Genomic DNA, 11700 nt, shown 5'->3' with positions numbered 1-11700 from the left:
AACCGCTTAAAATTCAGTACGTTAAGTTGGTAAAATAGACCAGTTAAATTGACTTATTTGAAATGCTTTTCGAAGAGAAAGTCTGGTTTTTTTAACTCAGCGCCAGCCCAAGAGTGGCCTAAATAAATTTGCTCTGCCTTGTCATAATTATCGTGGTCAAGGGAATTTATTTTTTCCATTTGCTCGTCGGTTAAACTAAAGTTAACCACCGCTAAGTTCTCGGCCATCCGTGATTCGGAAGAACTTTTGGGAATTAAAATGATGCCGCTCTGGTAAACTCAGCGCAAAATTACCTGGGGTACGCTCCGTTTAATATCTTGGGCTATGGCAGTTAAAATGGCGTTTTCGCGGGCCGTCAGTCGGCCATCTAGGTAAGACTTTAAATTGGAATAACCCGTGACAGCGATGTCGTGATCTTGACAGAATTTAACCAACTGCTTTTGTTGGACAAGCGGCTGGAACTCAATCTGGTTAACCACTGGTTTGTGGCGAGCAATTTCCAAAATCTCTTCCAGGTGATTAACCATGAAGTTGGAAACGCCGATACTTTTAGTAAGTCCAAGGTCTTTAGCCTTTTCTAAGTACTGGTAAGCTTTGACGTTTTTACCTTTAACTGGCCAGTGTAAAAGCAAAAGATCAACGTGTCTAACTTTAAGACGTTCCAAAGATTGTCGGACCGACTTGAGGAAAATTTCCTCACTGTTATAGTTGGGTAGTCAAACCTTGGTAGTGATGAAAAGTTTGTGACGATCTAATTTCTCAATCGCTTGTCCAATTTCGTACTCGTTATTGTAGACTTGCGCCGTATCAAAGTGGCGGTAGCCAACTTTGTAAGCCGTCAAAACTCTTTCACGCGCTACCTGCGGTTCAATGAGCCAAGTTCCGTAGCCAATTTTTGGCATTTTATTTCCGTCACTCAACTGTAGCATTGCCATTTTTTCGCCTCCAGACTTAAACAAATAAGTTTAAAGATAATTTTAAACCTCTTAAAACAAACTTTAACGTCAAAAAGAAAGTTGCATTTGTTGACTCGGCAGTCCACAAAGCTTGTATTAAAATAAGGTTGATGTTAAAAGGCGCGGCTTACATTAACGGGGCATTTGTTGAGTCTGAAAAAAAACTCACCATTATCGGCGCTTTAAAACAAAAACCGGTCGGCTCAGTTCCCCAATTAAATGCCCAGCAAATTAACGCTGCTTTCAAAGCGGCTCAATCTGCTCAGGGTCCTTGGTCGTTGACTAAGTGACAAACAAGAGCTAGTTTTTTAAAAAAGTTAACGCAAGAACTGAAAAACAATGTCAACAAGCTGGCTAAAATGATGGAACAAGAAATTGCTAAACCGCTTGCTCAAGGTCAGCAAGAAGTTCTAAGATCAATCGAGTACATCAATTTAACAATTGCGACTTACCAAAAAGTAATGCGCAAAAAAATAACTGCGGCGGGAAAAACCGCCACCATTTACCGCGTGCCGCTCGGCGTTGTACTAGCTATTTCCCCTTTTAATTACCCAGTCAATTTATCGCTCAGTAAAATTGTGCCAGCTCTGCTGGCTGGTAACTCGGTTGTTTTCAAGCCTGCCACAAACGGTTCGTTAGTGGGTTACCTCTTAGCGACTTTGTTTGATGCCCTAAAACTGCCACCGGGAGTTTTTAACTTTTTGACAGGCTCTGGCAGTCAAATCGGAGACCTATTAACTAAGCATCCGGCCGTAAGTATGATCAGTTTCACGGGCGGAATCAAAGTCGGGCAGCGGATAGCCAAATTGCGACCGCTTGTGCCAATTGTGCTTGAACTGGGTGGTAACGACGCGGCTTACGTGCGGAGCGATGCCGACTTAAAAAAAGCGGCGCAATCGATTGCTAAAGGTGCTTTTGGTTATGCCGGGCAGCGCTGCACCGCGATTAAAAGGCTAATTTTACACGCCGATATCAAGGACGCTTTTTTGCCGCTTTTAATTAAAGAAGCTCGGCATTTGCCGACCTTGCCCCTAGTCAACACAGCTGCGGCAGACTGGGTTTCAAAAATGCTCCAAGAACCGGTGAACAAAATTTTGCTCGGCGGAAAAAGACGCGGCAACCAGTTTGAAAACACGATTGTGCAAACTAGTCCGAGCAGTTTGAGTTGACAAGAGGAAGCTTTTGGTCCGCTGTTGCCAGTGGTGGTTTGCGACAGCGATGAAAAAGCGCTAAAGTTAATTAACGACACCCACTATGGGCTGCAAAACTCGCTGTACACAAGCGACTACAAGTGAGCCCGATCCGTGGCTAATCAAATTGAATCGGGAACCGTCAACATTAACGGAGCTTCTTCGCGCGGTCCGGATCAATTTCCTTTCTTGGGCATCAAAGATTCGGGCGTCGGCGTGCAAGGAGTTGAGGATGCGCTTTTGTCGATGAGTCGCTATTTGAACGTGGTGGAGTAATGAAGCGCGCGCTGCTAATTGACTTAGACGGAACTTTGCTTGATGACCAAAATAAGATTAGTGTGTTTAACCAAAAAATGATTAACCAGGCTCGTCAAGCCGGTTGGCAAGTTTACTTAGTGACAGGCAAGTCTTTCCAACACTCCTACCAGTTTTACAAAAAGCTCGGTCTTGATTCGTGGTTTATTACTTCGGCCGGTCAAGTGATTAGTCGTAAAAATGAAATTGTTTGGCAAAAAACGATTTCTTTCTTAGCACTTAAAAAACTTTTTAACGAGCCGATTTTAAATCAAAACGTTGATGATTTTATGGTCCAAACCGCGCAACAAATTTTGGCAACTAACCCTAATTCACCGGTAATTGGTCCGCTCTTTGGTCAAAAAATACCAGTTAAAAAAATCGCCTGAAACACTCCCTTTCAAGCGATTGGTTGTTACTTTACCGTGAAAAAACAAGCCAAATTAACCGTTTCCAAAATTACCCAAACGTTATCAAGACAATACAAAACTGATTTAGACTTTCACCCTTGGGAGATTTGACCTGAAAAAACAATTATTCACGTGGTTCCCAGCCAAGTTAGCAAATATACCGCTTTTATGAAAGTTAAAAAATGGGATCAAATCACTTACACGGTGGTTTTTGGAAACGGACGGAACGACATTCCGCTCTTTAAAAAAGCTGATTTAAGTTATGCCATGCTCGGTTCTACTCCGGAAGTAGTTTCCTACGCGACCAGCGTCAGCAACTATGACAATAACCACAGCGGTGTCGGTAGGGAAATCCAAAAACTTTTAAAATTGTTGTAAGATTTCTTTTGAATTAAAACATCCTGGCTGTTTTAACTTTCGAGTAATTGGCAGACGGATGTTTTTTAAATTTAAGATCAGGAGCAAAACGTGGCAAAGCAAAAAATTTACCAGTGTTTATTTACTTCCGAATCGGTCGGAGCCGGTCACCCTGATAAAATGTGCGACCAAATTGCTGACGCAATTTTAGACGCCTACCTTGCAAAAGACCCTAACTGTCGAACTGCGATTGAGGTCGTTGCTTTTAAACGAACTATTTTCGTTTGCGGAGAAGCAAAAACTAACGCCGTGCTTAACTTCCGCCAAATAGTTGAGCAAGTTATTCAGCCGCTTGGCTACAACCAAGACGATTTCACCATTATCGTCAGCATTAACCGTCAATCAGTCGACATCCAAGCGAGCGTTGATAAAAAAAACGGTGAGATTGGAGCGGGCGACCAAGGCATTAAGTTTGGCTATGCCACGCGCGAAACTCCGGAAATGATGCCTTTATCAATCGTTTTAGCTCACGAGTTGCTCAAGTTAGCCGAAAAACTACGCCGCAAAAAGAAATTTCCCCACGCTAAATCAGACATGAAATCGCAAGTAAGCATTGATTACGGTCAAAAACCTTTCAGACTGGATACGGTAGTTATCTCAATTCAGCACGAACACGATTGCGATTTAAAAAAGTTCCAAAGTTTTATTAAGAAAAAAATTATTGAGCCAGTTGCCAAAAAATACGGGCTCAACACCGACTGCAAAATTTTGATTAATCCAGCCGGAAAATTTACCATCGGCGGGACTTTTGCCGATACCGGTTTAACTGGCCGCAAAATTATCGTGGACACTTACGGCGGTAAAGGACGTCATGGCGGCGGATCGTTTTCTGGCAAGGACTACACTAAAATGGATCGTTCGGGCGCTTACGCGGCCCGTTGAATCGCCAAAAATATTGTCGCGGCTGGTCTGGCTGACGAGGTAGAAACCCAAATTTCCTATGCCATCGGTGTTAACAAACCAATTTCAATCAGTTTAGAAACATTTGGAACCCACAAAGAAGATCCCGAAGTGATTTTAAAAGCTGTTAAAAAAGTTTTTGATCTTTCGCCGTCGGGAATAATTGAAAAACTCAACCTAAGAAAACCGATTTACCAACAATTGGCCACTTACGGTCACTTTGGACGACTTGATTTAGACTTAAGTTGGGAAAAAACTAACCAAGTCAAACCGCTCAAAGACGCGATTAAGTTTTTGAAGAAAGTTTAATTTCCTTAGCGCCTAGGTAAGCGCTAAGAGCCGCAGGTAATTTGATTTTGCCCTCCGATTGGTGGTTTTCAATTAAAGCTGCCACGGTGCGGTCAAGCGCTAAGCCTGAACCGTTAATTGTTCAGGCGTAGTATTTTTCCCCGTCAGCATTTTTGCCTCGGATTAAACTTCGACGAGCTTGAAAATCACGGCACAGCGAGACCGAAGAAATTTCGCGGTAAGTGTTTTCAGAAGGTAATCAAACTTCAAAGTCAATCGTCTTGCTAGCGGCAAAACCTAAATCGCCCGTGCAAAGCAGCACTTGCCGGTAAGGTAAGTGCAATTTTTCTAAGAGTTGAGCCACTTGGTTAACCACCGACTCAAAAAGCGATGGTCCATCGGCAGGAGAACTAATTGTCACTAACTCTACTTTATGAAACTGGTGACCGCGAATTAGTCCGCGCGTATCGCGCCCGCCAGAACCAGCTTCAGCGCGAAAACACGGCGAATAAGCAGTTAACTTAATTGGTCTTGATAAATCTAAAATTTGCTGGCTGTAAAAACCAACCAGCGAAACTTCGCTCGTAGGAATCAGGTACCAGTTGCGACCAGAAATTCGGAAAAGATCGTTGGCAAACTTGGGTAATTGACCACTTCCATACATAGTTTTTTCGTTAACAATCAAAGGTAAATTTAACTCGCGAAATCCGCTTGACAAGTGAAAATCAAGCATTAAATTGCTGCACGCCCTAACTAGTCGTGCGCCCCAATCTAAGTAAGTTCAAAAACGAGCCCCAACCATTTGAGCCGAACTAACAAAGTCAAAAAGTTTTTTCTCAGCCCCTAGTTCGTAGTGGGCAACGACTGAACGAGAGAAATCAAACTGCTCGGGAGCTCAACTTTTGATTACTTTGTTGCTTGATTCGTCCAACCCAACTGGCACATCATCCTCGGGTAAATTAGGGACAGTTGCAAGCAAATTGTTAAGAGCGAGTTCAACTTGAGCAACTTTTTCTTTGGCCGTTTCAATCGTCTTTTTGAGCTGACTGACTTTGGTAATAATTTGGTTTTTTTGACTTTTATCATCTTGGCTGAGCGACCCAAAACGTTTACTTAAAACATTCCGATCAGCCTCTTTTTTTTGGAGACTAGTTAACATCTTGGAACGCTCGCGCGATAAATCAACGATTTGAGTCAAAACTTTGGTGTCAAAACCTCGACTAGCTAGTTTATTTTTGACTAAATCAAAGTTTTGGGTAATCATTTTTAAGCAGAGCATAAACTCATTATACCGAGTGATGGTAGCCGAACTAATTTTGACTAACGGGTTAAAAATATCTCTCAAAGCGCGTAGTATGATTGGGATATGGCTAAAAGCAAAATTAATTTGAGCAATTTATTAACTCCCAAATCACTCTTGGAAATGGGAAGTTTAGAAAGTATGCTTGGTTCGCGTTATTTGCTCATTAAGCAAATAGTTAAAAAGAAATTTACGCCTTCGCTATTATTTTATGGACCGCCAGGTTCGGGTAAAACCACCTTGGCATTAACTTTGGCGCGCGAGTTAAAACTCACGTTTCACGTTTTCAACTCGGCTCTTGACAAAAAAAATGAATTAGAGAGGATTATCCAAAGTTCGCGCGAAAAGTCAATGTCAATTTTGATTGTTGAAGAAATTCACCGCATTAACCGCGACCGCCAAGACATCATTCTTCAAGCGCTTGACCAAGAAAAATTGCTGCTCTTTGCTACCACGACTGAAAACCCTTTTTTCGTCGTTAATCCCGCTTTAAGAAGTCGCGTCCAAATCATTGAAGTTCATCCGCTTAGCTCGGAACAAATTTTGAATATTTTAAAAACAGTTGCTCAAAAAATTTTAGTTGCTCAAAAAACTAATTTTGCTAGCGAGGCGCTTGAACTGATCGCTAACTCTAGTAACGGCGACTTGCGTTATGCTCTGAAAACCATTGAATTGGCCGCCCGTCTTTTCCCCGAAAAACGTTTGATTGATGCACAAAAAATCGCGGGAATTTTCAATTCCACCCATCTGACCGGAGCGCATTACGGCGACCAACACTACGATCTTTTGTCGGCTTACCAAAAATCTGTTCGGGGCAGCGACGTAAACGCCAGTTTGTACTATTTATCCCGTCTTTTAGCGAACGGCGACCACCAAGCTTTGATGCGGAGAATGTTGGTGACAGCTTACGAAGATGTTGGGCTGGCCAACCCGATTATCGCTGTTAAAGTTAAAACCGCTGTGGACTGTTTTCGCCAAATTGGTTTGCCCGAGGGGATGATTCCGCTTGGCCTAGTGACAATTGAGATGGCTCTGAGCGAAAAATCAAACAGCGGCTACTTAGCGATCAAAAAAACTTACGAGTTCGTAACTAAGGATGGTCAGGCTCATTCGGTGCCAACTCATCTCAGAGATGCAAGTTACAAGTCGGCTGGTAAACTGGGGCACGGCAAAGGTTATTTATACCCGCATAATTTCCCTCGTCATTTCATCGCACAAAACTACCTACCCCGAGAATTAGTGAACAAAGAGTTTTTCCAAATTGACCGCTCTAACTTGTACGAAAGTAAGCTTGCTCAAATTTACGAAGACTTTACTAAAAAAACTAAAGTTTAAGTTCGGGGTTGTCGCTAATGTAGCCGTACATTTGCTGCTGATAAATTTGTTTAGATCGGTTAGCTTGGCTTTGGTTTTGGTAGGTTCAACCGATTAAAGGTCGGTTAATTTCTTTAAATGTTTTGATGTAGCGCGGAGAGTTGAGCAATTTAAATGGCACGTGTAAGTAGTCAAAATCACTCCAAGACATTTTGTTTAAATCGCTGAAACGGTTGAAAAGAAAACCTTTCTTAAAACGAGAGGGTAACTTGATAATCTTTTTTTGTAAATCAAAATCAAAACTGGAAACGATGATTTGGGCTTTTAAATGTTTTCAACTTTGAATTTTATTGAAAATAATTTTCTCTTCCTCTAAGGTGTAATGGTCAGGTTTAATTTCCACGTTGATTAACTGGTAATCATCGCCAAACTTTTCCATAAAATCATCAAACAAAAGCGGTGTAAAATCGGGCTTGTTAAGGAAAAAATTGATCTGCTTAATTTGGGCAAAATCCAAACTTTTGACTCGACGCGAATCACGAGCGATGCGATAAAAATCCTCGTCGTGAAAAATCAAAACTTGTTTGTCCCGGGTGAGGCGCACATCAAACTCAACCGCGCGGGTAAATTGCAACGCATTTTGAAAATCAACGGCCCGATTTTCTTTGTCTCCGGAGCGAAATCCGCGGTGAGCGATTAAATAGGTCATTAATTTGCTCGGTAACCAATCCACTCGTCCAGAGTTTCGTAATGCTCAGCTAAAGCGTCGTACCACCCTAGAACATGCCGAACATTTTCGTTTGTGTAAACGTGGTGCTTGACGTAAGGCAACCATTTTTTAGTGTGTCGGTAAGCGACCAAAGAATCTCCCTTGGATTGAAGGTGGTAAACGTTTTTCAGGGTCGACAATTTTTCCGAACTAATAAAAGATTTAATTGGTCAACCTTGTAAGTAAAAAACTAATAAGAGAGGAAAATAAGCTAACCAAATAAAAATTCAAATTTGACGGTAGCCGAGTCAAATCACATTTTTAAAAAATGAGAAATAACCAGCATCCACGATAAACTTATCGGCTTGGCGCGCACCAAACTTATCAATGAAACGGTAAAGCGTGGCTCCGCCCATTGATTCGCCGTAAACGATTAGTTTAGAAGGGCGAAGATGTTCCTTGACAAAATCTAAAACATCTTTGAGTAAAAGCGCTTCTTTTTTACCCAGCGTTGTTTTGCCAAATTGTCGCGAATCGCTCCATCCATAGTTGTCGTAAGCAATCACGCTGTACTGACGCGAATTCCAGTAGTCAACTAATCGTAAAGCGCTGCAGTGGTTACTAACTAGTCCGTTGACAAAAACTACCACTTGGGAACTTTTTCCGTGCCGGTAAAGTTTTAGGTTACCAAAGCGAGTTTTAATTGTTCGAAAAGGGCTTTCAAAACTGGCAAGATTTGGTAGCTTTAAACCGCGCTCAATTAACTTAGTTTTTTCCCAGTTTAAAACCGAGCGATGCGTAACTTTTCGGTAGGCCAAGCATCGGACGCGAATTCATACGTAAAGAGTGATCATAGCTACCCTCTCCTCTGCTTAATGGTTTGCTTATCAAAAAGGTGTTCGTCAGTTTCGCGGGTTAAGTAGTCTTGCTCCCTGAAGAAGATAGCCACAATCACTAGAGAAACGGCTACGGCAATTGACATCACTAACCAAACTAAAAATCCTTCGGCACCAAAAACTACCGTCTTAGATAAAAAAGCGTTAATTTGGACAAAAATTATTCCGCCAATTCCGTAAGTGACCGAGTTAAAAATCACAAAAACCGTCGGTCGAGTGTTAAGCGTTGAAAGTCGCGAAACAAATTCATAACCTAAAAGTATCGTCATGGTTGCTACGCAAGCTTCGGCCACTCCGCCCAAAAGATCAATCAAAAGCGGATCTAGTCCTTTGACTAAGTAAACGATTGTGCCGATCATCAACCAACTTAGCGAAGAAAAAGCCGCGATTAAAATCAGCATTTTTTTGAGTGGAAAACGACCGATCACTTTTAGCATTATAAAAGCGAACAAAACCCGTGGTAAAGTTGAAAAAATCTTTTGGTAACCAATGTGTTGAACGTTCTTGACTGCTTGAGCGGTCTTAGTTAAGTTTTCAACCGTGTTAACTCAAATCGAGTTGAAAGCTTGAATAGTGCCGATCATCAAGGTAAAAGCGACTAAACCAATCAAAAAAGATTTTTTGAAAACGATGTCTTTCCACACTAACGTTTTGTTAATTAAGTTTGACTTTTCAACTTCTTTAATTTTGCGCTCGCTCAGTTGGTGGCTAACGTGCGATTCGCTGAAAACGTTGTTAGGCATTAAAAAAGCTAAGAAGAGCGCCAAAATAACTAGCGCCATGCCCACAATGTAGTAAGGAGTTCCGCTCGCATAAGATATGTTTTTGGCGTGAAAATTAAAGTGAAAATAAATTTGCGTAATGAAAAGTGAGCCGACCCCGGCTCCTACTTCGTAAAAACCGCGCACAAACGATATTTTAACGTTACTTTTCCGAGCCACCGAAGTTGCCCAAGGGTCAAGAGCCGTGCGGTAGCCGTAACCAAAAGCAAAAATCGGCGTGAAAACAACGATTAAAAGTAAAAGCGACGAAACTAATGGCGCAAGCGTAGCTAAAGCAATCGCAAAAACAATGATTAGCGGCAAGACGATTAAGCGGTAATTTTTTCGTTTGTTAACAGCTAAAATGACGAGCGGGCCTGAAACAAAGGCCGCAAAAAGACCGCCGCCGGAAAAAATTAGTCCTTCCAATTTAAACGCTCAGTTAATCCGGGCGTCATAATACTTGATTAAATTGCTGCCTTGATCAGAACTAATTAAAGTGTCAAGTTGCTCGTAAAAGGTCTTGGTTGAAGTGACTCCGTAATCCTTAAATGCTATCGTTATCTCTTGACCGTCTAAAGACGTGAAACTAATTTTCTCGCTGGCTAAATCTTGAACGAGTCGACCGTTAAACAAAATGACTTTTTGAATAAACCACTCTAAGTCGTAAAGCAAAGCCGAAGTCAATCCGACTATCACCCAGAAAGTTATCAGGATGAAGGTGGCTCGACGTTTTTGTTGACGCAAATCCATAGGGCTTACCCATTATATAGTTAGGAATGGTTTAGTCAAAAATTTAGGTCCACTTTTCCACTAGTTCTAGTGCTTCTTTTCGAACCTCTTCCAAGCTCTTCTGGTTAGTGTTAATTCGGTGGTAATTAATTTTTAACTTCAAAAAAATGTCCTGCATAAATTCGTCGTACTGATCTAAGACCTTCCGGAAAAAACCTTGGTTGCTCTGGAAATGTTTTAACTCTGCCGAGCGACCTCTACTTAAAACTCGCTTTTCAAAAGTGCGGAAATTTAAAGTTAACAAAATGTAAAGTTTTGGAACCCCGAACTTGCGAACTAGCTCCTGAACTTCGGCGCATCACAAATCGTACCAGTAAGCAAAACTAGCCTTGGGCAAAGTGTTGCGAGCGAAAATAGGAGCTTCCAAAATTGAGCGATCTAAAACGTGCATTTTGCGGGAACGAGCGTGGTTTTCATACTTCATTTTGCGCAGCTTTAAAAAGTAAAATTCGATGACCTCGGGATGGACATTTTTTTTGGAATAACTAGCCTCTAGCAAAATTTTAAGAATTGGATCATCTTCGTCAATTTCGCTGACAAAATCAAACGGCAATGATTCAGTCAGTGTGGTTTTGCCCGCTGCGATCGGACCACCGATCACGATGAAATTAGCTAGTTTCATTTTATCCCTCGTTTAGTGAGCTCTTCCAGCACCAAATCGGATATCTGCTTGACGCTTAATCGATCGGTTTTAATCTCCACGTAACTAATGCCGTAATCAGCAAAACTGCTTAACATGTGGGAACGGTAATTTTTGTGCAATTTTTTAAAGTACCGGCGGTTAGAGCGGTAGTTGCTTACTTCCACGTAGCGATCGCGAGCGAAAAGACGCTTCTTAAAAGTCCGTCAGGAACAAGTCAGCAAAATATAAAGTTTGGGCAATCCGACTTTCATCGCTATGACGTCTCAACAATTAGTTCACAAAGCTTGGTAATACTGAAGATCAGACGGCGATTTTAACAAAGTTTTGGCAAACAACAAATCTTCTAGAATAGATCGGTCAAAAGCGTGGGTGCTTGTTTGGTTAGCCAGTTCTTGGTATTTTTCAAAACGTTTAAAAAGCATGTCAAACTGAAAAACCTCGGCAGCCAATTTGTCTCCGCGGTAAAGTCCGGCTAACAAAATTTCTTGCAACTCGTCGTTTTTGACTAACTCTGGCACAACTTGAAAAGGTAAGGCCTCAAGCAAAGCAGTTTTGCCAACGGCGATTGGGCCACCGACAACTAAACAATTTGCTATTTTGTGCATTTACTTCCTAAATTTTTGGGCGTCAGAAGACATATGGCGCGCCCAGAAGGACTTGAACCCTCAACCTCTTGGGCCGTAACCAAGCACTCTATCCAATTGAGCTACGGGCGCAGTTTGGAGGCACCAACCGGACTCGAACCGGCATTCAAGGTTTTGCAAACCTCAGCCTTGGCCATTTGGCTATGGTGCCCTGTCAGACCTAAATTATACATGGTCTGTCTATAT

General features: G+C 41.8%; 11 protein-coding genes and 2 tRNA genes. 4 read left to right on the top strand and 9 right to left on the bottom strand.

What is annotated here, in order from left to right:
- Positions 1 to 53: 53 nt before the first annotated feature.
- Positions 54 to 935, bottom strand: coding sequence for an aldo/keto reductase (locus CSE00_RS01685; RefSeq protein WP_127942855.1), 882 nt, complete (start codon positions 933 to 935; stop codon positions 54 to 56).
- Between the two features lie 131 nt (positions 936 to 1066).
- Between CSE00_RS01685 and CSE00_RS01680 the strand changes: the two genes are divergently transcribed.
- From CSE00_RS01680 to metK, 3 genes are all read left to right on the top strand, one after another.
- A complete protein-coding gene (locus CSE00_RS01680; protein ID WP_127942854.1) occupies positions 1067 to 2422 on the top strand; it encodes an aldehyde dehydrogenase family protein in 1356 nt (451 codons plus the stop codon).
- A complete protein-coding gene (locus tag CSE00_RS01675; RefSeq protein ID WP_127942853.1) occupies positions 2422 to 3228 on the top strand; it encodes an HAD family hydrolase in 807 nt (268 codons plus the stop codon). Before CSE00_RS01680 ends, CSE00_RS01675 begins: the two co-directional genes overlap by 1 nt.
- A gap of 90 nt (positions 3229 to 3318) precedes the next feature.
- Positions 3319 to 4476: a methionine adenosyltransferase gene (gene metK / locus CSE00_RS01670; protein ID WP_345775208.1), complete on the top strand. Its 1158-nt coding sequence runs from the start codon at positions 3319 to 3321 to the stop codon at positions 4474 to 4476.
- Here metK and serS read toward each other — a convergent pair.
- Positions 4454 to 5734: a serine--tRNA ligase gene (serS, locus tag CSE00_RS01665; RefSeq protein ID WP_127942852.1), complete on the bottom strand. Its 1281-nt coding sequence runs from the start codon at positions 5732 to 5734 to the stop codon at positions 4454 to 4456. The two genes, metK and serS, sit on opposite strands and share 23 nt — an antisense overlap.
- 87 nt (positions 5735 to 5821) lie before the next feature.
- Here serS and CSE00_RS01660 point away from each other — a divergent pair, with 87 nt between their 5' ends.
- On the top strand, positions 5822 to 7090 hold the full coding sequence (locus tag CSE00_RS01660) for an AAA family ATPase (protein WP_127942851.1): 1269 nt from the start codon (positions 5822 to 5824) through the stop codon (positions 7088 to 7090).
- Here CSE00_RS01660 and CSE00_RS01655 read toward each other — a convergent pair.
- From CSE00_RS01655 to CSE00_RS01625, 7 genes are all read right to left on the bottom strand, one after another.
- Positions 7080 to 7778 carry a glycerophosphodiester phosphodiesterase family protein gene (locus CSE00_RS01655; protein WP_161565534.1) on the bottom strand — a complete coding sequence of 233 codons (699 nt, stop codon included), beginning with the start codon at positions 7776 to 7778 and terminating at the stop codon, positions 7080 to 7082. The two genes, CSE00_RS01660 and CSE00_RS01655, sit on opposite strands and share 11 nt — an antisense overlap.
- Entirely contained in the window at positions 7778 to 8632 is an 855-nt protein-coding gene (locus CSE00_RS01650; RefSeq protein ID WP_127942849.1) for an alpha/beta fold hydrolase, read from the bottom strand. Before CSE00_RS01650 ends, CSE00_RS01655 begins: the two co-directional genes overlap by 1 nt.
- A gap of 2 nt (positions 8633 to 8634) precedes the next feature.
- A complete protein-coding gene (locus CSE00_RS01645; RefSeq protein WP_127942848.1) occupies positions 8635 to 10188 on the bottom strand; it encodes a hypothetical protein in 1554 nt (517 codons plus the stop codon).
- Between the two features lie 43 nt (positions 10189 to 10231).
- Positions 10232 to 10849, bottom strand: a complete 618-nt coding sequence (locus CSE00_RS01640; protein ID WP_127942847.1) for a deoxynucleoside kinase — start codon at positions 10847 to 10849, stop codon at positions 10232 to 10234.
- Positions 10840 to 11475: a deoxynucleoside kinase gene (locus CSE00_RS01635; protein ID WP_127942846.1), complete on the bottom strand. Its 636-nt coding sequence runs from the start codon at positions 11473 to 11475 to the stop codon at positions 10840 to 10842. The genes CSE00_RS01640 and CSE00_RS01635 overlap by 10 nt, the downstream gene beginning before the upstream one ends.
- A gap of 34 nt (positions 11476 to 11509) precedes the next feature.
- Positions 11510 to 11586, bottom strand: a tRNA-Arg gene (locus CSE00_RS01630).
- A gap of 4 nt (positions 11587 to 11590) precedes the next feature.
- A tRNA-Cys gene (locus CSE00_RS01625) sits at positions 11591 to 11665 on the bottom strand.
- Positions 11666 to 11700 lie beyond the last annotated feature (35 nt).

The sequence above is a fragment of the Mycoplasma sp. ATU-Cv-703 genome (genome assembly GCA_004011965.1).
Classification (GTDB): Bacteria; Bacillota_I; Bacilli_A; order Mycoplasmatales; family Metamycoplasmataceae; genus RYZV01.
Note: the sequence above shows the minus strand (reverse complement) of the source record. Positions and strands in the feature narration are given on the sequence as shown.